The organism is Mycolicibacterium flavescens, assembly GCF_001722335.1.
Lineage (GTDB): Bacteria > Actinomycetota > Actinomycetes > Mycobacteriales > Mycobacteriaceae > Mycobacterium > Mycobacterium flavescens.
Map to the genome: position 1 here is coordinate 141,037 of NZ_MIHA01000013.1, position 20,060 is coordinate 161,096.

Genomic DNA, 20,060 nt, shown 5'->3' on the forward strand with positions numbered 1-20,060 from the left:
TTGGACGGGTGCGATTAGGCGTGCTCGACGTGGGCAGCAATACCGTTCACCTTCTGGTGGTGGACGCCCGACGTGGTGGGCACCCGACGCCGATGAGTTCGACCAAGGCCTCGCTTCGGCTCGCCGAGGCGATCGACAACGACGGCAAGATCACCCGCAAGGGCGCCGACAAACTCATCGGCACCATCGACGAGTTCGCCAAGATCGCCACCAGCTCCGGCTGCGCCGAGCTGATGGCGTTCGCGACGTCGGCGGTGCGCGACGCGAAGAACTCCGAAGAACTGCTCGCCCGGGTGCTCGCCGAGACGGGAGTGGCGCTGAAGGTGCTCGCCGGCGTCGACGAGTCGCGGCTGACGTTTCTGGCGGTCCGGCGCTGGTACGGCTGGAGCGCCGGACGCATCATGAACATCGACATCGGCGGGGGCTCGCTGGAGCTGTCCAACGGTGTCGACGAGGAGCCTGAGGTGGCGCTGTCGCTTCCGCTGGGGGCGGGCCGGCTGACCCGGGAGTGGCTGGCCGAGGATCCGCCGGGCCGGCGCCGGGTCGCGATGCTGCGCGACTGGCTGGACACCGAGCTGGCCGACGCGGGCGCGGAGATGCTGCGCGCGGGCGCGCCGGACCTGACGGTGGCCACCTCGAAGACGTTCCGGTCGCTGGCGCGGCTGACCGGGGCCGCCCCGTCGGCGGCCGGTCTGCGGGTGAAGCGGACGGTGACCGCGACCGGATTAAGGCAACTCATATCTTTCATCTCTAGGATGACCGCGGCCGACCGTGCGGAACTGGAGGGAGTGAGTGCTGATCGGGCGCCACAGATCGTGGCCGGTGCGTTGGTCGCCGAGGCGAGCATGAAGGCCCTCGCGATCGAGAGCGTGGACATCTGCCCGTGGGCGTTGCGGGAAGGGCTGATTCTGCGGAGACTCGACAGCGAAGCCGACGGAAGTGGATTCGTCGAGAGCGTCGCCGATCCGGCCCGGATCGGTGCCGGCGACGCGGCGAGGGATGGCGGAGAGGGCCCAGCAAAGGGCGGTCCCGGCAATCCGACCTCGGTACAGACGTTTGTGCGCAATGCTGGACGATGAGTGACGAGGCCCGAAGGCAAAGACGATGACTGGACCTGAAGACGATCACAGCAACACGCGACCGATCTCGGTCGCGGAGTTGCTGGCGCGCAACGGGACGATCGGCGCCCCGCCGGTCGGCGGTCGGCGCCGCCGCCGCCGCGGTGACACCGGCTCCATCACCGTCGCCGAGCTGACCGGTGAGATCCCGGTCATCCGCGACGAGGAGCCCGCGCCCACCAACGGAGCCGCCGTCACCGACGAACCCGCGGCACCCGAGCCCGTCGAGGAACCCCCGGTCGCTGAAGAGGCCACCGAGGAGGCCGTCACCGAAGAGGTCGACGAGCCCCTGGATGAAGCGGCCGAGGTCGACCAAGCCGACCAAGCCGACACCGCCGACACCGCCGACACAGTCGACGAAGCCGACACAGTCGACGAAGCCGACTCAACCGACGATGTCGATGACGACGACGAGTACGCCGACGCGGTCGCCGACTACCAGGCCCACGTCGAGCAACGCGACGAGGACGAGGACCTGGACTTCTTCGCCCCGCCGCGGCGGTCGACGTTCGCCGGGCGGGCCAAGTCCGTCAGCACTGACACCGGCACCGGGGACGCCGTCGACGCCGAGCACATGAGCCCGGATCCACTCGACTGGCCCGGTGCCTCCGACGAGGACGACGCCGACGCGGCGGCCGTCGACCTGATCGAGGACGACGAGGACGACAGGGACGACGACCGGGACCGCGACGATCTGCCGTCGTACCTGAGGTCCTCGGACAGCTCGCTGTTCGGTGGTCCCACCGGTGGCGGCCGCGACCTCGACTTCGACCTCGACCGTGACGACCTCGACGACCTCGAGCACACCGACCTCGACCGTGACGAAGCGCCCGCCGGCGCCATGTCGAAGGTCATGCACGGCGCGCTGGTGGTCGGGCAGTGCGTGCTGGCGGTCGCGTTCGGTGCGGGGCTGTTCATCGCCTTCGATCAGCTGTGGAAGTGGAACAGCATCGTCGCGTTGGTGCTCGGCGTGCTGGTGATCCTCGGCCTGGTGGTCGGCGTCCGGGTGGTGCGTAAGACCGAGGACATCGGCAGCACCCTGATCGCCGTCGCGGTCGGCGCGATGGTCACCTTCGGGCCCCTGGCGCTGATCCAGGCGGGTTGAGGCGCCGAAGCTGTCGTGCGCCCCGCCATCAAGGTCGGTCTGTCGACCGCGTCTGTCTATCCGCTGAGGACCGAAGCCGCCTTCGAGTACGCCGCTCGCCTCGGCTACGACGGCGTCGAGCTGATGGTGTGGGCCGAAACCGTCAGCCAGGACATCGAGGCCGTCGCGCAGCTGTCCGAGCGCTACGGCGTCCCGGTGCTGTCGGTGCATGCGCCGTGCCTGCTGATCTCGCAGCGGGTGTGGGGCGCCAACCCCATCTCGAAGTTGGAGCGCAGCGTGCGCGCCGCTGAGGAGTTGGGCGCGCAGACCGTCGTCGTGCACCCGCCGTTCCGGTGGCAGCGCCGCTACGCCGAGGGCTTCTCCGAGCAGGTGGCCGAGCTCGAGGCCGGCAGCGACGTGCTGGTCGCGGTGGAGAACATGTTCCCGTTCCGGGCCGACCGGTTCTTCGGCGCGGGCCAGACGTCGATCGAGCGCATGCGCAAGCGCGGCGGGCGGCCCGGGCCGGGTATCTCGGCGTTCGCGCCGTCCTACGACCCGCTTGACGGCGGCCATGCGCACTACACCCTGGACCTGTCACATACCGCGACGGCCGGCACCGACGCGGTCGACATGGCCCGCCGGATGGGTGAGGGGCTGGTGCACCTGCATCTGTGCGACGGCAGCGGCGCCTCCACCGACGAGCATCTGGTGCCCGGCCGCGGCACCCAGCCGACGGTCGAGGTGTGCGAGATGCTGGCCGCGAGCGACTTCACCGGGCATGTGATCCTCGAGGTGACCACCTCGGGTGCACGGATGGCCGCCGAACGCGAAGCGTTGCTGACCGAGTCGTTGCAGTTCGCCCGGAAACACCTGCTGCGCTGATTCCCGAAGGACCCGCACATGTCTGGCTCGACCCTGTTCACTGACGCGATGGCGCTCACCGCAACCGGTGATGGCGTGTATCACGGTGAGCTGAACGAACATTGGACGATCGGCCCGAAGGTGCACGGCGGCGCGATGCTGGCGCTGTGCGCGAATGCGGCGCGCATGGAGCACGGCCAGCCGGGCGTCGAGCCGATCGCGGTGTCGGGCAACTTCCTGTGGGCGCCGGACCCGGGGCAGATGCAGGTCGTCACCACGGTGCGCAAGCGCGGCCGGCGGATCAGCCTGATCGACGTCGAACTCAACCAGGGCGGGCGGACCGCGGTGCGGGCCTCGATCACGCTGGGCGAACCCGAGCATCACGTTCCGCCGCTGCTGTCGGTCAACCCGGTGATCCCGCTGATGCAGCCCGAACCGCCGCCGGGGCTCGAATCGATCGGCGAGGGCCACCCGATGGCCGACATCGTGCACCTGGCGCGCGGATGTGACATCCGTCCGTCGTTGACGACGATGGAGCCGCGCTCCGACGGCGGACCGCCCGTCATCGAGTACTGGGTGCGGCCCAAAGGCGTTGCGCCCGATGTGTTGTTCGCGCTGCTGTGCGGCGACGTGTCGGCGCCGGTGACGTTCGGGGTGAACCGGTTCGGCTGGGCGCCGACCGTGCAGCTGACCGCGTACCTGCGCACGCTGCCCGCCGACGGCTGGCTGCGGGTGCTGTGCACGACGGTGCAGATCGGCCAGGACTGGTTCGACGAGGACCACATCGTCGTCGACAGCGCGGGCCACATCGTCGTGCAGAGCCGGCAACTCGCGATGGTGCCGAGCGAGTAACCGCTTCCGCGTTCTGCAATGCTTTGCAACCATGGCCAGAATCGCGATCGTCGGCGGCGGAAGTATCGGTGAGGCGCTCCTGTCGGGGCTGTTGCGCGCCGGTCGTCAGGTCAAGGACCTGGTGGTCGCCGAGAAGCACCCGGACCGGGCGAAGTACCTGGCCGACAAGTACTCGGTGCTGGTGACGACGGTCGCCGAGGCGGTCGGCCACGCCACCTACGTGATCGTCGCGGTCAAGCCCGGCGACGTGGAGGGTCTGGTCGGCGAGATCGTCGACGCCGCCACCCGTGCCGAAAGCGACACCGCCGAGCAGGTTTTCGTCACGGTCGCGGCCGGGGTGCCGACGTCGTTCTACGAGAACAAGCTGCCCGCCGGCTCGCCGGTGATCCGGGTCATGCCGAACACCCCGATCATCGTCGGCGGCGGGATCAGCGCGCTGGCCGCCGGCCGGTTCGCGACGGCCGAGCAGATGAAGGAGGTCTCGTCGATCTTCGACGCGGTCGGCGGGGTGCTGACCGTGCCCGAATCGCAGCTCGACGCGGTCACCGCGGTGTCGGGTTCGGGTCCGGCCTACTTCTTCCTGATGGCCGAGGCGCTGGTGGACGCCGGCGTCGCGGCCGGGCTGTCGCGGTCGGTGGCCACCGATCTCGTCGCGCAAACGATGGCCGGCTCGGCCGCGATGTTGCTGGACCGCCTCGACAAGGCCGCCGCGACCGCCGCGGCGGTGGGCGCCGCCGGCGAGGTCACGATGGACACGACGGCTGCGCAGCTGCGCGCCGGCGTTACCTCCCCGGGCGGTACCACCGCGGCTGGTCTGCGGGAACTGGAGAGGGGCGGTTTGCGGGCGGCGGTGGCCGAGGCGGTGGACGCCGCAAAAAGGCGCTCTGAGCAGCTAGGAATTACATCTGAGTAATTCGATTAATTGCCCACACCCGTCGCAGTAACACCATCAGCCACGCTATTCTCCTCGTGTAAGCACGGGTCGGTGCCAGCGGTGGGGAAGCCGCTGGGACTGCCCGTGCCTGAATGATTGGGTTGCGATGACGTCTATGAACGGGCCATCCTCGCGGGATTCGGCCGGCAAGTCCGCACGAGACGCCGGATCCGATGGTCAACAGCCACGAGCTCAATTTCTCACCGTCGCCGAGGTGGCGAGCCTGATGCGGGTCAGCAAGATGACGGTGTACCGACTGGTGCACAACGGCGAACTGCCCGCCGTGCGCGTCGGCCGCTCGTTCCGGGTCCACGCCAAGGCCGTCCACGACATGTTGGAGAGCTCGTACTTCGACGCCGGCTGACGGTGGCCCACCCGGGCCGGCGGTGTTCCCACAGCGCCGGCTCTGGCCCACCCCTGCCGGGCCGTTTTCGCGGATACCTGGGCAGCCCGGTAAAGTAACCGGGTCAGTCAACAGTGCTTTGGTAATTCGTAGGTAGCGGAGTTTATGGGTTCAGTCATCAAGAAGCGGCGCAAGCGCATGTCGAAGAAGAAGCACCGCAAGCTGCTTCGTCGCACCCGGGTGCAGCGCAGAAAACTCGGCAAGTAGGCCCGGCGCGCGGTCGCTAGGCTGACCGGCTATGGACTCCCAAGGTGAGCCGCGCGAGGCCGTGCAGTATCCGAAGGTCGTGCTCGTCACCGGTGCGTGCCGGTTCCTCGGCGGCTATCTGACCGCCAGGCTGGCGCAGAACCCGCTGATCAACCACGTCATCGCGGTTGACGCGATCACCCCGAGCAAGGACCTCCTGCGGCGCATGGGGCGCGCGGAGTTCGTGCGCGCCGACATCCGGAACCCGTTCATCGCCAAGGTCATTCGCAACGGCGACGTGGACACCGTGGTGCACGCGGCGGCGGCCTCCTACGCGCCGCGCTCCGGTGGCCGGGCGACGCTCAAAGAGCTCAACGTGATGGGCGCCATCCAGCTGTTCGCGGCGTGCCAGAAGGCGCCGTCGGTGCAGCGGGTGGTGCTCAAGTCGACCTCGGAGGTATACGGCTCGAGCGCGCGCGACCCGGTGCTGTTCACCGAGGACACCAGCGCGCGGCGCCCGCCAGGCGAGGGTTTCGCCCGCGACAGCATCGACATCGAGGGCTACGCGCGCGGGCTGGGCCGGCGGCGTCCCGACATCGCGGTCACGATCCTGCGCCTGGCGAACATGATCGGCCCGGCGATGGACACCGCGTTGTCGCGCTACCTCGCGGGTCCGGTGGTGCCCACGGTGATCGGCCACGACCCGCGGCTGCAGTTGCTGCACGAACAGGACGCCCTGGGTGCGCTCGAGCGGGCGACGATGGCCGGCAAACCCGGCACGTTCAACATCGGCGCGGCGGGCGTGATCATGATGAGTCAGGCCATCCGGCGGGCCGGGCGGATCCCGCTGCCGGTGCCCCGATCGGCGCTCTGGGCGGTGGATTCGCTGCGGCGCGCAACTCGCTACACTGAACTCGACCGCGAGCAGTTGGACTACATGAGTTACGGCCGGGTCATGGACACTTCGCGGATGCGAAGTGAGCTCGGTTATAGCCCAAAATGGACCACTGTGGAGGCCTTTGACGATTACGTCCGGGGTCGCGGATTGACGCCGATCGTCGATCCGCGGTGGGTACGCTCAATGGAGAGTCGGGCCGTCTCAGTGGCGCAGCGGTGGGGACGGTAGAGACAGCAACTAATCGGGTGGGGGAGAAGGTAACGACTGTGGCCGGCGAGTCCAAGGCGAAAGTCATTCCGCTGCACGGGAATTCGAGCCGAGCAGCGGTTCAGCGACGCAACGCCGCGCGGGCGCAGAGTTCGCGTAGGCACCCGTCGATGCTTTCGGACCCGGCCGGCGCGTCGGCCGAGGAGATCGCCGCCGTCGTCCGCGAGATCGACGAGCTCCGGGCCGGCGGCTCGGCGCCGCCTGTCGAGGAGGCCCCCACCGAACTCGCCCGGCGCATCGCCGCCGTCGCCGAGTTCGTGCGCAAGCGGATGACGGGTGACTACACCGTCGACGAGTTCGGGTTCGATCCACACCTCAACAACTCGGTGATCCTGCCGGTGCTGCGCGTGCTGTTCAACTCCTGGTTCCGCGTCGACGTCAGCGGTGTCGAGAACCTGCCCGAGACCGGTGCGGCGCTCATCGTGGCCAACCACGCCGGCGTGCTGCCGTTCGACGGGCTGATGGCCTCGGTGGCCGTACACGACCACCACCCCACCCACCGCGACCTGCGCCTGCTCGCCGCGGACATGGTCTTCGACATGCCGATGGTCGGTCAGGCCGCGCGCAAGGCCGGCCACACCATGGCCTGCACCGCCGACGCGCACCGGCTGCTGGCCGCCGGTGAGCTGACCGCTGTGTTCCCGGAGGGCTACAAGGGCCTCGGCAAGCACTTCAAGGACCGGTACAAGCTGCAGCGCTTCGGGCGCGGCGGGTTCGTGTCGGCCGCGCTGCGCAGCAAGGCGCCGATCGTGCCGTGCTCGATCGTCGGTTCTGAGGAGATCTATCCGATGATCGCCGACGTCAAGCTGCTGGCCCGGCTGCTGGGTCTGCCGTACTTCCCGGTCACGCCGTTCTTTCCGCTGGCCGGCGCCGCCGGGATGATCCCGCTGCCGTCCAAGTGGCACATCCAGTTCGGTGAGCCGATCGAGACCGCGGATTACGACGAGTCCGCCGCCGACGATCCGATGATCACCTTCGAGCTGACCGACCAGGTCCGCGAAACCATCCAGCAGACCCTCTACCAACTGCTGGCGAACCGCCGCAACATGTTCCTGGGCTGAGCTCTTTCCCGCCGAGCGGCCAGTTAACCCGCGCTTTCGGCGGTTCCGTGCGCCATAACTGGCCACTCGGCCAACGCGTCTATTTGGTCTGCTTGGCGATCATGCTCTTGATCGCCTCGTCGCGCCGGGCGGCGATGCGCTCGCTGATCTCGTCGGCCTCGGTGTCGGACTGCGCCTCACCCATCACGGTGACGACGCTGGTCAGCACCGGTTGACCGTCGGCGTCGGTGACCTCGCCGCGGACCTCGGTGACGATCGCGCCGTGCGACTCGGTCACCGAATCCAGGTACGAGTCGAAGTAGAGCCGGTCGCCGGCGACGATCGGCCGGTGGAACACGATCTTCTGGTCGCGGTGCAGCACCCGCTCCATGTTGATCGGCACGTCGAACTGGTTGAAGATCTCCATCTGAACCCGCCGGCCGGCCACCGCGAGGAACGTCAGCGGGGCGATCAGCGCGTCGAACCCGCACTCCCGGGCGGCTTCCTCGGTGAAGTGCGCGGGGTGGTCGTTCTGCACCGCGGTGGCGAACTCGCGGATCTTCTCCCGGTCCACCTCGAAGTAGTCGGGGTACCGGTAGTGGGTCCCGATGATGTTCTCTGCGATCGCCATGGCGGGCGAGCCTATCAGCGGCGGCTTTCCTGGCGGTGCGACACGATCGCCGCCAACGCCCCGCCGGCGGCCCCCAGCGCCAGCGCCGACGGCACCCCGATGCGCGCCGCCTTACGCGCGGTCCGGAAGTCGCGGATCTCCCAGCCGCGCTCGCGGGCCAGGTCACGCAGGTCGGCGTCCGGGTTGATCGCGACCGCGGTGCCCACCAGCGACAGCATCGGCACGTCGTTGAAACTGTCCGAGTAGGCGGTGCAGCGGCGCAGGTTGAGCCCCTCGCGGATGGCCAGCGACCGCACCGCGTGCGCCTTGCCGGTGCCGTGCAGGATGTCGCCGACCAGCCGGCCGGTGAACACCCCGTCGACGGATTCGGCAACCGTCCCCAGCGCCCCGGTCAGGCCCAGCCGCTTGGCGATCGTCGCCGCCAGCTCGTAGGGCGTCGCGGTGACCAGCCACACCTGCTGGCCGGCGTCAAGGTGCATCTGCGCCAGCGCCCGCGTGCCCGGCCAGATCTTGTCGGCGATGATCTCGTCATAGATCTCCTCGCCGACGGCCATCAACTCCGCGGTCGTGCGGCCCTCGATGAACGCCAGCGCCTTGCGCCGGCCCGCGGCCACGTCCTCGCTGTTCTCCCGGCCGGTCAACTGGAACTTGGCCTGCGCGTAGACGAACTTCGCGACGTCGCCGTAGGTGAAGTACTTGCGGGCGGCCAGCCCACGGGCGAAATGCAGCAGCGACGAACCGTGCACCAGCGTGTTGTCGACGTCGAAGAACGCGGCGGCGGTCAGATCCGGCGGCGGTGCGGCCGGTTCGGACGCCTCGCCGGGCAGGGAGACCTCCGTGACGGCGGCCTCGGCGCTGGCCTCACCGGCAACGCGCTGCTGGTCGGCTTCGAGGTCACGAGACACGAGATCAACCCTAATTTATCGACCGGCGGGCGCCGCCCGGTGATACTGGCGGCATGCACCGGGTGGAGCTGCTGACGCGCGACGGCTGTTCGATCTGCACCGCGGCGGCGGCCCGGCTCTCCGAACTCGCCGGCGAGCTGGGCTTCGCCCTCGCGGTCACCGACGTCGACGCGGCCGCCGCGTCCGGTGATTCGACGCTGCGGGCCGAGTACGGCGACCGGTTGCCGGTGGTCCTGCTCGACGGTCGTGAGCACAGCTACTGGGAGGTCGATGAGCCCCGGCTGCGCGCCGACCTCGGATGATTGTGCGCATAAGCGTTGTTACGTGAGATTCACCGGGAATTTGGTGAGCTAACTGTCCAACGACTACCTTGGATGACGTGGTGATGATGCCGTGAGCGTGCTGCTTTTCGGGGTTTCGCACCGCAGCGCGCCGGTGTCCGTTCTCGAACAGTTGAGTACTGACGAGTCCGATCAGGCCAAGATCGTCGAGCAGGTGCTGCAGTCCTCGCTCGTCACCGAGGCCATGGTCCTGTCCACCTGCAACCGCGTCGAGGTGTACGCCGTTGTGGAGGCGTTCCACGGCGGGTTGTCGGTGATCGGGCAGGTGCTCTCCGAGCACTCCGGGATGAGCCTGCAGGACCTGACCAGATACGCCTACGTGCGCTACGCCGAGGCCGCCGTCGAGCACCTGTTCGCGGTCGCCTCCGGCCTGGACTCGGCGGTGATCGGCGAACAGCAGGTGCTCGGGCAGGTCCGCCGCGCCTACGCCGCCGCCGAGGAGAACCACGCCGTCGGCCGCACGCTGCACGAACTGTCGCAGCGCGCGCTGTCGGTCGGCAAGCGGGTGCACACCGAGACCGGTATCGACGCCGCGGGCGCCTCGGTGGTGTCGGTGGCCCTCGACATCGCCGACAGCAAACTCGGCTCGCTGGCCGGGCGCACCGCGGTGGTGATCGGCGCCGGGTCGATGGGTTCGCTGGCCGCCAAACACCTGATCCGCGCCGGCGTCGAATGCGTCCACGTGGTCAACCGGTCGCTGCCGCGGGCCAAACGGCTGGCCGACAACATCCGCGAACTGGGCATCGAGGCCGATGCGTTCCCGTTCGACCATCTGCCGCCGCTGCTGACCGACGCCGACGTGGTGGTCAGCTGCACCGGCGCGGTGCGGCCGGTGGTCTCGCTGGCCGACGTGCACCGCGGCCTGGCCCACGGTCAGGAGCCCAAACAGCTGGTGATCTGCGACCTCGGGATGCCGCGTGACGTGGACTCCGCGGTCGCCGGGCTGCCGGGGGTCTACGTCGTCGACATGGAGCGCATCCAGCGCGAGCCGTCGGCACGGGCCGCCGCCGCCGACGCCGAGGCCGCGCGCACGATCGTCGCCGCCGAGGTCGCCAACTACCTGGCCGGCCAGCGGATGGCCGAGGTCACCCCGACCGTGACGGCGCTGCGGCAACGCGCCGCCGACGTGGTGGAGGCCGAGCTGCTGCGGCTGGACAACCGGCTGCCGGGGCTCGACGCGGCCCACCGCGACGAGGTGGCCAAGACCGTGCGGCGGGTGGTCGACAAGCTGCTGCACGCACCCACGGTGCGGGTCAAACAGCTGGCCAGCGCGCCCGGTGGTGACAGCTACGCCGAGGCGCTGCGTGAGCTGTTCGAGCTCGACCAACAGGCCGTCGACGCCGTCGCCGGACCCGAATTACCCCTAGTGGCCGACCGAGATGATCTGCCGTGGATCGCTGGCGGTGACGAATTCCGTTCTGCTACATCTGATTTCGATAAGGCGGCCGAGTAGCGCTTGACTAGCCCATCCCCCCGGCCGCAACGCTCGAGCCCGATCCGGATAGGCACTCGGGGCAGCCTTCTGGCGACGACGCAGGCCGGCACCGTCAGAGACGCGCTCATCGCCCGAGGCCATGACGCCGAACTCGTCATCATCTCCACCGAGGGCGACCGCAACCAGGGTCCGATCGCCGACATCGGCGTCGGAGTGTTCACCGCGGCCCTGCGCGAGGCCATCCTCGACGGCCGCGTCGACGCCGCGGTGCACTCTCACAAGGATTTGCCCACCGCCGACGACCCGCGCTTCACGATCCCCGCGACACCCCCGCGTGAGGACCCGCGCGACGCCCTCGTGGCCCGCGACGGCCTGGTGCTCGGGGAGTTGCCGGCGGGATCGCTGATCGGCACGTCGAGCCCGCGGCGGGCGGCACAGCTTAGAGCACTGGGTCTCGGTTTGGAAATCCGCCCCCTACGAGGCAACCTGGATACCAGGTTGAGCAGGGTAAGTAACGGTGAACTCGACGGCATCGTGGTCGCACGTGCGGGCCTGGCCCGGATCGGACGACTGGCCGATGTCACCGAGACTCTCGAGCCGGTGCAGATGTTGCCAGCGCCGGCTCAGGGGGCGCTCGCGGTGGAGTGCCGCGGGGACGACTCCGAGCTTGCCGCGCTGCTGGCGGAGCTGGACGACGCCGACACGCGTGCCGCGGTCACCGCCGAACGGGCCCTGCTCGGCCGACTGGAGGCGGGCTGCTCCGCACCGGTGGGCGCGATCGCCGAGGTGGTCGAGTCCATCGATGAGGACGGCAACGTCTTCGAAGAAGTGTCGCTGCGCGGCTGTGTGGCGACGCTGGACGGATCCGACGTGATCCGCGCGTCCGCTGTCGGGACTCCCGACCGGGCCCGGGAGCTGGGGCTCTCGGTGGCCGAGGAGTTGTTCGACCTCGGGGCGCGCGAGCTCATGGCGGATACCAAATGAACGTGCAGAGCTGCGATGAGCGCGAGCGAAGAGCAGAGAGATGAGTGACTGAGATGACTGCCCAGAGTAGCGGGCGAGGCCGCAAGCCGAAGCCGGGCCGCATCACGTTCGTCGGCTCGGGTCCTGGCGACCCCGGCCTGCTGACGACGCGGGCTCGCGCGGTGCTCGCCAATGCAGCGCTGGTGTTCACCGATCCCGATGTGCCCGAAGCGGTGCTGACCCTGGTGGGTACCGAGCTGCCGCCGCCGTCGGGTCCCGAACCGGCCGAGGCGGCCGACGGTGCGGCCGACAACGACTCCGCGGGTGCGTTGCCCGGCGGGCCCGACATCCGGTCCGCGGTCGGCGATCCCGCTGAGGTCGCCAAGACGCTGACCACCGAGGCGCGCACCGGTGTCGACGTGGTGCGCCTGGTCGCCGGTGACCCGCTGTCCACGGACGCGGTGATCACCGAGGTTTCCGCGTTGGCCAAGTCGCACGTGAACTTCGAGATCATCCCCGGCCTGCCCGACGCCACCGCGGTGCCCACCTACGCGGGTCTGCCGCTGGGTTCGGCGCACACCGTCGCCGACGTCCGCTCGCCCGACGTCGACTGGGCGGCGCTGGCCGCCGCGCCCGGACCGCTGATCCTGCACGCCACCGCGAGCCATCTTCCCGACGCGGCGCGCACGCTGATCGAGTACGGGCTGACCGACACCACTCCGGTGGTCGTCACCGCGAACGGCACCACGTGTCAACAGCGTTCGGTCGAGACCACGCTGGCCGGGCTGCTCGACAAGGCGGCGCTGGACAAGCCGGCCGGCGTCGAACCGGCCGGGCCGCTGGCCGGGCCGCTGGTCGTCACGATCGGCAAGACCGTGGCCAACCGCGCGAAGCTGAACTGGTGGGAGAGCCGCGCCCTGTACGGCTGGACCGTGCTGGTGCCGCGCACCAAGGACCAGGCCGGTGAGATGAGCGAGAAGCTCGTGGGGCACGGGGCACTGCCGATCGAGGTGCCCACCATCGCGGTCGAGCCGCCGCGCAGCCCGGCGCAGATGGAGCGCGCCGTCAAGGGTCTGGTCGACGGCCGTTTCCAGTGGGTGGTGTTCACCTCCACCAACGCGGTGCGCGCGGTGTGGGAGAAGTTCAACGAGTTCGGCCTCGACGCCCGGGCGTTCTCGGGTGTGAAGATCGCGTGCGTGGGTCAGGCCACCGCCGACCGGGTGCGCGCGTTCGGGATCAACCCCGAGCTGGTGCCCAGCGGTGAGCAGTCCTCGCTCGGCCTGCTCGACGACTTCCCGCCCTACGACGACGTTTTCGACCCGGTGAACCGGGTGCTGCTGCCGCGCGCCGACATCGCCACCGAGACGCTGGCCGAGGGGCTGCGCGAACGCGGTTGGGAGATCGAGGATGTCACCGCGTACCGCACGGTGCGCGCGGCGCCGCCGCCCGCGCACACCCGCGAGATGATCAAGACCGGCGGGTTCGACGCGGTCTGCTTCACCTCGAGCTCGACGGTGCGCAACCTGGTGGGCATCGCCGGAAAGCCGCACGCCCGCACCATCGTCGCGTGCATCGGGCCCAAGACCGCCGAGACCGCGGCGGAGTTCGGTCTGCGCGTCGATGTGCAGCCCGAGGTCGCCGCGGTCGGTCCGCTGGTCGAAGCGCTCGCCGAGCACGCGGCCCGGTTGCGCGCCGAGGGTGCGTTGCCGCCGCCGCGTAAGAAGAGCCGCCGCCGCTGACCGCGAGGAGCCGCTGATGGGTTTCCCCCGGCACCGCCCGCGCCGGTTGCGCTCGACTCCGGCCATGCGTCGGCTTGTTGCCGAAACATCGCTGGAGCCAAGGCATCTCGTGCTGCCGATGTTCGTCGCCGACGGTATCGGCGAACCGCGGGAGATTTCCTCGATGCCCGGCGTCGTCCAGCACACCCGCGACTCGCTGCGCCGCGCCGCCGCCGAGGCGGTCGCGGCCGGGGTGGGCGGTCTGATGCTGTTCGGGGTGCCGCGCGACGACGACAAGGACCCCACGGGTTCGGCCGGGGTGGCCGAGGACGGCATCCTCAACGTCGCCCTGCGTGACCTGTCCGGTGACCTCGGCGCCGACACGGTGCTGATGGCCGACACCTGCCTCGACGAGTTCACCGACCACGGGCACTGCGGTGTCCTCGATGCCGCCGGCCGCGTCGACAACGACCTCACCAACAAACGGTATGTCGAACTCGCTGTTGCGCAGGCGGATTCAGGCGCACACGTGGTAGGGCCCAGCGGCATGATGGACGGGCAGGTGGCCGCCATCCGCGACGGTCTGGACGCCGCGGGACACACCGACACCGCGATCCTGGCGTACGCCGCGAAGTTCGCGTCCGGCTTCTACGGCCCGTTCCGCGAAGCGGTCGCGTCCAGCCTGCAGGGCGATCGTCGCACCTACCAACAGGATCCGGGTAACGCCCGCGAAGCGCTGCACGAGGTGGCACTCGACATCGACGAGGGCGCCGACATGGTGATGGTCAAACCCGCGATGGCCTACCTCGACGTGGTGCGTGCGGCCGCCGACATCTCGCCCGTGCCGGTCGCGGCCTACCAGGTCTCCGGCGAGTACGCGATGATCAGCGCGGCCGCCGCCAACGGGTGGATCGACCGGCGCACCGTCGCACTGGAAACGCTGACCAGCATCAAACGCGCGGGCGCCGACATCGTGCTGACCTACTGGGCGGCCGAGGCCGCCGGATGGTTGCGGTGAATCCACAGCAAGGTGGTTGGCCGGCCGTCGATCCCGGCAATGACGATCAGCCGCCGCAGCGGCCCGACGACGTCGACACCGGCTTCTGGCTGTGGGTGCTGGCGTTGCCGATGATGATCACCGGTCAACTCGTCGACCTGCTGGTCAACGACCGCACACCGCGGCTGCCCGGTCCGGTGGTGGCGTTCTCGGTGGTGTTCGTGTTGATGATCGCGGCCGTGGTGCTGACGTTCCTGATCCTGATGCGCCACGGCTACCGGTGGGCGCGCACCGTGCTCACCGGCGGCGGTGTCGCGGCGGTCGTCTACGCGGCGACCAACCTGTTCGGCGTCGAACGCCCGCCCGCGGCCGCGGTGACGTTCGCGGTGACCGCGATCATCGGGGTGGTGGCGATCGTCGGCGGCGCTTACCTGTTGCACCGCAAGGACGCCAACGGCTACTTCACCCGGTGACCCGATACGCTGACCGACCATGACCGCTCCCGTCCCGCGACCCGTCACCGCCGCCTTCTGGTGCTGGGTGGCCGCGGCCGTGATGCTGATGGTCGGCGGGATGATCGCGGCCTCGGTGAACCTGCCGGCGGTGTTCCGCGGCGCCGGAATCCTGACGGTCCTCGCCGGCGGGGGCCTGGCGTTTCTGGCGGGCCGGGTCCGCGGCGGCGACGCCCGCTTCCGCCGGGCCGGTGTCGCGCTCGCGCTGACGGTCGTCGCGCTGATCGCGTTGCTCTCGCTGATGGGGATTGTGCACATCGTGACGGTGCTGGCGATCTTCCCGCTGATCGCCGGGGCCGTGCTCATCACCAGGCCCAGCGCGGCCGGACAGGGGGAGCCGTCGTGACCGACAACAGTGCCTCGAAGCAGGTGCTCTTCTACGAGCAGGGCGCGAGTTGGTGGTGGATCGCCGCGGGACCGGCAGCGGGCATCGCGATGGCGTTGATCCAGGCCTCGGCGGGGTACGGCGTGCAGTTGCTGGTGCCGGGCATCTTCTTCGTCCTGGTCACCGGGTTCCTCGCTATCCAGGTCAAGGCCGCGCGCATCCACACCTCGGTGGAGTTGACCCCGGAGTGGCTGCGCCAGGGCGCCGAGATCATCAGCACCGACGAGATCGTGCGGATCTACCCCGAGGCCAGCGGTGCCGAAGCCCCGAAATGGCAGTCGGCGCGGGCGCTCGGCGAGCTGACCGGGGTGCCGCGCGGGCGCACCGGCATCGGGCTGAAGATGACCAACGACCGCTCCGCGCAGGCGTGGGCCCGTAAGCACCAGAAGCTGCGGGAAATCCTGACCCAGGTGGTCGAGGAACGCATCCCGCCGGAACGCGCATGAGCGTGCGGTCGGCGGTCGAACTCGTTCTCGGTGCGGCCGCGCTTGTCGGCGCCGTGCTCTGCTTTCTGTCCGCCGACACGACGATCGTGGTGCCGCCGGTGCTCGAAGGCGAACCGCAGACCACGTCGGTGCAGTACAGCGCGCCGCTGATCGGGCTGTCGTTGCTGCTGGCAACGGTCGCCGGCGTGTTGATCGTGCTGGCGGTCGCGCGCATCCGGCGCCGGGCCCGCACCGCGAAATAGCAATCCTGGTCGCTCCGCGACGGCGACCACGACCGTGGCTACTCACTCGGTGAGGCCGCTCACACCCACTTGGAACAAAGTTCAGAATTTGTAACACTGTGTCGCATGACCGAGTTGGTGGACAAGCCCGAAGACATCGACGCTGCCCGAGACACCGCCCCCGACGCCGCCCATGATGACGCGCTGCCGCTCGGGCCGCAGTCACTGGTCTGGCGCTACTTCGGCGACAACCGGATGTACCTGATCGGGCCGCGGCCGGCGGTGCTGCAGAACATGCTCGCGCAACTGGGCCAGGGCGTCCTGGACCACTCGGTGTTCTTCGACGACACCGCCGCGCGGGTCAAGCGATCGCTGCCGCCGATCTTCAACACCGTCTACGGCAGCGACGACGACCACCCGGGCACCCAGGTGCGCGACTTCCACACCGAGATCAAGGGCACGATGGCCCCGGAGTACGGCGGCGGTCGCTATCACGCGCTGGACCCCGAGACCTACTTCTGGGCGCACGCGACGTTCGTCGACCAGGTGCTGTACTTCGCCGACACGTTCGTCAAGCGGCTGACCCGCGCGGAGAAGGAGCAGATCTACCTGGAGTCCAAGACCTGGTACCGGCGCTACGGCGTCAGCGACCGGGTGATGCCGGCGACCTACGACGACTTCGAGCGGTACTGGGACAAGATGATCGACGAGATCGTCGTCGCCCACCCGACCGCCAAGTACGGCGTCGGCTACGTCACCAAGGGATTCCCCTGCCCCAAGGGTGTCCCGGCGTGGGCGTGGCGGCTGATCGCGCCGGTGTTCAACCCGGTGGCCGCGTTCCTGACCACCGGCGGGATGCCCCCGCGCACGCGTGAACTGCTGGGGCTGCCGTGGAGCGAGCGCCAGGAACGGCGCTACCAGCGGTTCGCCGCGCTGTGGCGGTCGCGACCGGTGAACTGGGTGTGGGACCGCCTGCCGATGAAGGTGCGGTACAACGGCTACGCCCAAAAGGGTTATGCCCGGGCCTGACGCGGCCACCAGCGCCATCCTCGACGCCGCAGTGATCGAGTTCGAGCGGCACGGCTTCCGCCGGGTCGCGCTCGACGACGTGGCCCGCCGCGCGGGGGTCAGCCGGACCACGATCTACCGGCGGTTTGCCAACCGCGACGAACTGGTGGCCGCGGTGACCGAGCGCGAGAACATCGCGTTGTTCGCCGACATCGCCGACGAGATCAAACGCGTTGAGCCGCAGTCCAATTACTACGTCGAGGCGTTCACGCTGTCGATCCTGAAGTTCCGCAGGCACCGGGTGCTGCACCGGATGATGGTCGACGAGCCGGCGCTGGTGCTCGAACTGGCGCACCGCCACTACGACGCCGCGATCGCCCGCATGGCCGAGGCGCTGCGGATCATCTTCCCCGCCGGTTTCGCCGAACGCATCGGCGCCCAGGCCGTCGACGAACTGGCCGACACCATCCTGCGCTACGCGGTGATGGTGCTGCTGCTGCCGAGCGCGCAGCCGCTGGAGACCGCCGACGACATCCGGGCGTTCGCCTACCAGCATTTCCTGCCGAGCCTGCCCGCCGCGCTGCGCACGGTCCCGGCCCGTTAGTCCGTATTGCGTTTCGCAAATCGGCTCATCGGGCAGTCGTGTCCCATGAGCAGCGAAGAACAGGGCGCCGAGCCCCGCACCGACGAACACCACAACGTCCTCGACGAGCAGGAAGAGCGTCCGACGACGGACAAACCCGAGGTCACCGACGAACACCGGGAAAAGGCCAAGGAGATGCACAAGCCCTACGAGGAGGACCGGCCGACGACCAAGATGCCGGGCACCGGAGGCGCGGTGGCCGGTACCGCGGTCAACGACTGGATCGACGACGACGGCAACCCCAAATTCAGCGAGGGCGAGAAGGACACCAAGCAGGGCTGAGCGCGCGCCCCGCCACCTAGGCTGGGTCGCGTGAGCACACTCGAGCAGATCGCGCCGGTTTTCGTCGAGATGGCCCACTCGATCGTGTGGGCCTCGGTGGCCACGGTCGACGCCAACAGCCGCCCGCGCACCCGCATCCTGCATCCGATCTGGGAATGGGACGGCACCGACCTGTTCGGCTGGATCGCCACGGTGCCGAGCCCGGTCAAGAAGCGCCACCTGGCGGTGCACCCCGAGGTGTCGGTCAGCTACTGGGCGCCCAGCCACGACACCTGCAGCGCCGAGTGCCTGGTCGAGTGGTACGTCGACGACGAGACCAGGACCGCGGTCTGGGACAAGTTCGCCAACGGGCCCGCCCCGGTGGGCTACGACCCGCGGATCATCCCGGCGTGGAGCGGTGGGCCGACGTCCGACGAGTTCGCGGCGCTGCGGCTGAGCCCCTACCGCCTCCGGGTCATGCCCGCCGCCGTGATGACGAAAGGCGAAGGCGTCCCGCTGTCCTGGACTTCGTTGTGAAATGTCTGCGTCGTGAATGTCCCGCACAGCCGCTGCCTAGGCGATGATCAGTGACATGACCACCACGTCGGACGTCTCCGCGCTGCCGCTGGTCCCGAAGAATCCGCTGCCGATCCGGCAGCTGGTGAAATTGGTCCGCAGGCTCGACACCGGGCAGGAGGTCATCCGGGACGCCGGCGGTCCGATCACCCGGATCCAGTTCGGGCCGAAATGGGTGTACCCGCCGATCGTGGCGGTGATGTCGCCCAACGGCATGCGCGACGTGCTGGGCCGCTCCGACGCGTCCTCGGAGCGCTGCATCTACCACGACGAGGTCCGCAACATGGCCGGCGACAGCCTGTGGGTGCTGCCCAACGAGCTGTGGCGGCCCCGCAAACGCGCCTTGCAACCGGTGTTCACCAAGCACAACGTCCGCAACTTCGGCGGTCACATGTCCGGGGCGGCGCAGGCATTCGTCGACCGGTGGCCCGACGGCGGCGACGTCGACCTCGACATCGAGTGCCGCCGGGTGGCGATGCAGTCCCTGGGCCGCTCGGTGCTCGGCGTCGACCTCAACGAGCGCGGCGACGTCATCGCCCGGTGCATGCACGTGGCGTCCTCCTACACCACCGACCGCGCCTTCCGGCCGGTGCGCGCACCCCGCTGGCTGCCCACCCCGGCCCGCCGCCGGACCCGCAAGGCGGTCGCCGAGATGAAGGAGATCACCGACGAGATGGTGCGCGCGTGCCGCACCGACCCGGACCGCGACGCCCCGCTGGTGCGGGCGCTGATGGACGCCAGGGACCCGGAGACCGGCCTGCCCATCGACGACGACGACATCTCCAACGACCTGCTGATCTTCATGCTCGCCGGGCACGACACCACCTCGACCGCGCTGACGTACGCGCTGTGGGTGCTCGGCCACCACCCCGAGACGCAGAAGCGGGTGGCCGCCGAAGCGGCCGCGATCGGGGACCGCGAACTCACCCCCGAAGACGTGCCGCGTCTGGGCTACACCGTGCAGGTGCTGCACGAGGCGCTGCGGTTGTGCCCGCCGGCCGCCGGGGTGGCCCGGCTGGCGACGCGCGACATCGCCGTGGACGGCTACCGGGTGGAGGCCGGAACCTTGGTCGCGGTGGGATTGTATGGGCTGCACCATGATCCGAAGCTGTGGCCGAATCCGACGCAGTTCGACCCGGAGCGCTTCAGCCCGGAGAACGTCAAGGCCCGTAACCGGTGGGAGTTTCTGCCGTTCCTCGGCGGGGGCCGGCCGTGCATCGGCGAGCATTTCGCCCGGCTGGAGACGACGCTGGCGCTGGCGACCATCGTGCGCGCGATGGAAATCGACTCCGTCGACGAAGGTTTCGAGTGTGAGGTTCCGCTGACGACGGTGGCCAAAGGACCGATCCGGGCCCGCCTTCGGCCCCGGACCTGA

Annotated in this window: 25 protein-coding genes; 23 read left to right on the forward strand and 2 right to left on the reverse strand. The window is 69.4% G+C overall.

Translation table 11 applies throughout. The annotated features are described in order from the left end of the window. Positions 1 to 8 precede the first annotated feature (8 nt). The 9 genes from BHQ18_RS18215 to BHQ18_RS18250 all read left to right on the forward strand — a co-directional run bounded on the left by BHQ18_RS18215 (position 9) and on the right by BHQ18_RS18250 (position 7,664). The gene (locus tag BHQ18_RS18215; RefSeq protein ID WP_069415037.1) at positions 9 to 1,079 is read left to right on the forward strand and encodes a Ppx/GppA family phosphatase; all 1,071 of its coding nucleotides are present in this window, start codon (positions 9 to 11) and stop codon (positions 1,077 to 1,079) included. 25 nt (positions 1,080 to 1,104) lie between these two features. Beyond that, positions 1,105 to 2,223, forward strand: coding sequence for an Rv0497 family membrane protein (locus tag BHQ18_RS18220; protein WP_069415038.1), 1,119 nt, complete (start codon positions 1,105 to 1,107; stop codon positions 2,221 to 2,223). Between the two features lie 15 nt (positions 2,224 to 2,238). Continuing rightward, positions 2,239 to 3,084 (forward strand): sugar phosphate isomerase/epimerase family protein, encoded by an 846-nt coding sequence (locus BHQ18_RS18225; protein ID WP_069415039.1) that lies wholly within the window; start codon positions 2,239 to 2,241, stop codon positions 3,082 to 3,084. Between the two features lie 18 nt (positions 3,085 to 3,102). Beyond that, positions 3,103 to 3,915: a thioesterase family protein gene (locus tag BHQ18_RS18230; RefSeq protein ID WP_069415040.1), complete on the forward strand. Its 813-nt coding sequence runs from the start codon at positions 3,103 to 3,105 to the stop codon at positions 3,913 to 3,915. Between the two features lie 31 nt (positions 3,916 to 3,946). Beyond that, positions 3,947 to 4,828 carry a pyrroline-5-carboxylate reductase gene (gene proC / locus BHQ18_RS18235; RefSeq protein WP_069415041.1) on the forward strand — a complete coding sequence of 294 codons (882 nt, stop codon included), beginning with the start codon at positions 3,947 to 3,949 and terminating at the stop codon, positions 4,826 to 4,828. 127 nt (positions 4,829 to 4,955) lie between these two features. Continuing rightward, positions 4,956 to 5,213 (forward strand): helix-turn-helix domain-containing protein, encoded by a 258-nt coding sequence (locus tag BHQ18_RS18240; RefSeq protein ID WP_069415042.1) that lies wholly within the window; start codon positions 4,956 to 4,958, stop codon positions 5,211 to 5,213. A 144-nt stretch (positions 5,214 to 5,357) separates the two neighbouring features. Then, positions 5,358 to 5,459 (forward strand): 30S ribosomal protein bS22, encoded by a 102-nt coding sequence (locus tag BHQ18_RS29175; protein ID WP_003402602.1) that lies wholly within the window; start codon positions 5,358 to 5,360, stop codon positions 5,457 to 5,459. Positions 5,460 to 5,490: 31 nt separating this feature from the next. Next, positions 5,491 to 6,564, forward strand: coding sequence for an SDR family oxidoreductase (locus BHQ18_RS18245; RefSeq protein WP_069415043.1), 1,074 nt, complete (start codon positions 5,491 to 5,493; stop codon positions 6,562 to 6,564). A gap of 38 nt (positions 6,565 to 6,602) precedes the next feature. Beyond that, positions 6,603 to 7,664 (forward strand): lysophospholipid acyltransferase family protein, encoded by a 1,062-nt coding sequence (locus tag BHQ18_RS18250; protein ID WP_069415044.1) that lies wholly within the window; start codon positions 6,603 to 6,605, stop codon positions 7,662 to 7,664. Between the two features lie 79 nt (positions 7,665 to 7,743). Here BHQ18_RS18250 and BHQ18_RS18255 read toward each other — a convergent pair whose 3' ends face one another. Both BHQ18_RS18255 and BHQ18_RS18260 read right to left on the reverse strand, forming a co-directional pair. Then, positions 7,744 to 8,274, reverse strand: a complete 531-nt coding sequence (locus BHQ18_RS18255; protein ID WP_069415045.1) for an FAS1-like dehydratase domain-containing protein — start codon at positions 8,272 to 8,274, stop codon at positions 7,744 to 7,746. Between the two features lie 14 nt (positions 8,275 to 8,288). Beyond that, the gene (locus tag BHQ18_RS18260) at positions 8,289 to 9,179 is read right to left on the reverse strand and encodes an HAD family hydrolase (protein ID WP_069415046.1); all 891 of its coding nucleotides are present in this window, start codon (positions 9,177 to 9,179) and stop codon (positions 8,289 to 8,291) included. Between the two features lie 53 nt (positions 9,180 to 9,232). Between BHQ18_RS18260 and BHQ18_RS18265 the strand changes: the two genes are divergently transcribed. The 14 genes from BHQ18_RS18265 (at position 9,233) to BHQ18_RS18330 (ending at position 20,060) form a co-directional block, all read left to right on the forward strand. Further along, entirely contained in the window at positions 9,233 to 9,481 is a 249-nt protein-coding gene (locus BHQ18_RS18265; protein WP_069415047.1) for a glutaredoxin family protein, read from the forward strand. Positions 9,482 to 9,572: 91 nt separating this feature from the next. Beyond that, positions 9,573 to 10,973: a glutamyl-tRNA reductase gene (locus tag BHQ18_RS18270; RefSeq protein ID WP_069415048.1), complete on the forward strand. Its 1,401-nt coding sequence runs from the start codon at positions 9,573 to 9,575 to the stop codon at positions 10,971 to 10,973. A gap of 42 nt (positions 10,974 to 11,015) precedes the next feature. Beyond that, positions 11,016 to 11,939: a hydroxymethylbilane synthase gene (gene hemC / locus BHQ18_RS18275; protein ID WP_109789336.1), complete on the forward strand. Its 924-nt coding sequence runs from the start codon at positions 11,016 to 11,018 to the stop codon at positions 11,937 to 11,939. Between the two features lie 53 nt (positions 11,940 to 11,992). Then, on the forward strand, positions 11,993 to 13,657 hold the full coding sequence (locus tag BHQ18_RS18280; RefSeq protein ID WP_069415050.1) for a bifunctional uroporphyrinogen-III C-methyltransferase/uroporphyrinogen-III synthase: 1,665 nt from the start codon (positions 11,993 to 11,995) through the stop codon (positions 13,655 to 13,657). Between the two features lie 16 nt (positions 13,658 to 13,673). Continuing rightward, positions 13,674 to 14,654, forward strand: coding sequence for a porphobilinogen synthase (gene hemB, locus BHQ18_RS18285; RefSeq protein WP_069415051.1), 981 nt, complete (start codon positions 13,674 to 13,676; stop codon positions 14,652 to 14,654). Further along, positions 14,651 to 15,106: a hypothetical protein gene (locus BHQ18_RS18290; protein ID WP_234794224.1), complete on the forward strand. Its 456-nt coding sequence runs from the start codon at positions 14,651 to 14,653 to the stop codon at positions 15,104 to 15,106. Before hemB ends, BHQ18_RS18290 begins: the two co-directional genes overlap by 4 nt. A gap of 19 nt (positions 15,107 to 15,125) precedes the next feature. Then, a complete protein-coding gene (locus BHQ18_RS18295) occupies positions 15,126 to 15,491 on the forward strand; it encodes a hypothetical protein (RefSeq protein WP_069415053.1) in 366 nt (121 codons plus the stop codon). Continuing rightward, positions 15,488 to 15,976 carry a transport-regulating membrane protein Mce1N gene (locus tag BHQ18_RS18300; protein ID WP_069415054.1) on the forward strand — a complete coding sequence of 163 codons (489 nt, stop codon included), beginning with the start codon at positions 15,488 to 15,490 and terminating at the stop codon, positions 15,974 to 15,976. The genes BHQ18_RS18295 and BHQ18_RS18300 overlap by 4 nt, the downstream gene beginning before the upstream one ends. Beyond that, the gene (locus tag BHQ18_RS18305; RefSeq protein ID WP_069415055.1) at positions 15,973 to 16,218 is read left to right on the forward strand and encodes a hypothetical protein; all 246 of its coding nucleotides are present in this window, start codon (positions 15,973 to 15,975) and stop codon (positions 16,216 to 16,218) included. Before BHQ18_RS18300 ends, BHQ18_RS18305 begins: the two co-directional genes overlap by 4 nt. A 105-nt stretch (positions 16,219 to 16,323) precedes the next feature. Beyond that, entirely contained in the window at positions 16,324 to 17,226 is a 903-nt protein-coding gene (locus tag BHQ18_RS18310) for an oxygenase MpaB family protein (RefSeq protein WP_069415056.1), read from the forward strand. Beyond that, on the forward strand, positions 17,213 to 17,809 hold the full coding sequence (locus tag BHQ18_RS18315) for a TetR/AcrR family transcriptional regulator (RefSeq protein ID WP_069415057.1): 597 nt from the start codon (positions 17,213 to 17,215) through the stop codon (positions 17,807 to 17,809). The genes BHQ18_RS18310 and BHQ18_RS18315 overlap by 14 nt, the downstream gene beginning before the upstream one ends. A 45-nt stretch (positions 17,810 to 17,854) precedes the next feature. Beyond that, entirely contained in the window at positions 17,855 to 18,130 is a 276-nt protein-coding gene (locus tag BHQ18_RS18320; protein ID WP_069415058.1) for a hypothetical protein, read from the forward strand. 30 nt (positions 18,131 to 18,160) lie between these two features. Beyond that, positions 18,161 to 18,646: a pyridoxamine 5'-phosphate oxidase family protein gene (locus BHQ18_RS18325; protein WP_069415059.1), complete on the forward strand. Its 486-nt coding sequence runs from the start codon at positions 18,161 to 18,163 to the stop codon at positions 18,644 to 18,646. Positions 18,647 to 18,701: 55 nt separating this feature from the next. Then, positions 18,702 to 20,060 (forward strand): cytochrome P450, encoded by a 1,359-nt coding sequence (locus BHQ18_RS18330; protein ID WP_165614572.1) that lies wholly within the window; start codon positions 18,702 to 18,704, stop codon positions 20,058 to 20,060.

Bases quoted from the DNA above. Each gene is read 5' to 3' on its own strand.
- BHQ18_RS18220 (WP_069415038.1), top strand. From the start codon at position 1,105: ATGACTGGACCTGAAGACGATCACAGCAACACGCGACCGATCTCGGTC.
- BHQ18_RS18230 (WP_069415040.1), top strand. From the start codon at position 3,103: ATGTCTGGCTCGACCCTGTTCACTGACGCGATGGCGCTCACCGCAACC.
- proC (WP_069415041.1), top strand. From the start codon at position 3,947: ATGGCCAGAATCGCGATCGTCGGCGGCGGAAGTATCGGTGAGGCGCTC.
- BHQ18_RS18240 (WP_069415042.1), top strand. From the start codon at position 4,956: ATGACGTCTATGAACGGGCCATCCTCGCGGGATTCGGCCGGCAAGTCC.
- BHQ18_RS29175 (WP_003402602.1), top strand. From the start codon at position 5,358: ATGGGTTCAGTCATCAAGAAGCGGCGCAAGCGCATGTCGAAGAAGAAG.
- BHQ18_RS18245 (WP_069415043.1), top strand. From the start codon at position 5,491: ATGGACTCCCAAGGTGAGCCGCGCGAGGCCGTGCAGTATCCGAAGGTC.
- BHQ18_RS18255 (WP_069415045.1), bottom strand. From the start codon at position 8,274: ATGGCGATCGCAGAGAACATCATCGGGACCCACTACCGGTACCCCGAC.
- BHQ18_RS18265 (WP_069415047.1), top strand. From the start codon at position 9,233: ATGCACCGGGTGGAGCTGCTGACGCGCGACGGCTGTTCGATCTGCACC.
- BHQ18_RS18280 (WP_069415050.1), top strand. From the start codon at position 11,993: ATGACTGCCCAGAGTAGCGGGCGAGGCCGCAAGCCGAAGCCGGGCCGC.
- hemB (WP_069415051.1), top strand. From the start codon at position 13,674: ATGGGTTTCCCCCGGCACCGCCCGCGCCGGTTGCGCTCGACTCCGGCC.
- BHQ18_RS18295 (WP_069415053.1), top strand. From the start codon at position 15,126: ATGACCGCTCCCGTCCCGCGACCCGTCACCGCCGCCTTCTGGTGCTGG.
- BHQ18_RS18305 (WP_069415055.1), top strand. From the start codon at position 15,973: ATGAGCGTGCGGTCGGCGGTCGAACTCGTTCTCGGTGCGGCCGCGCTT.
- BHQ18_RS18310 (WP_069415056.1), top strand. From the start codon at position 16,324: ATGACCGAGTTGGTGGACAAGCCCGAAGACATCGACGCTGCCCGAGAC.
- BHQ18_RS18315 (WP_069415057.1), top strand. From the start codon at position 17,213: ATGCCCGGGCCTGACGCGGCCACCAGCGCCATCCTCGACGCCGCAGTG.
- BHQ18_RS18320 (WP_069415058.1), top strand. From the start codon at position 17,855: ATGAGCAGCGAAGAACAGGGCGCCGAGCCCCGCACCGACGAACACCAC.
- BHQ18_RS18330 (WP_165614572.1), top strand. From the start codon at position 18,702: ATGACCACCACGTCGGACGTCTCCGCGCTGCCGCTGGTCCCGAAGAAT.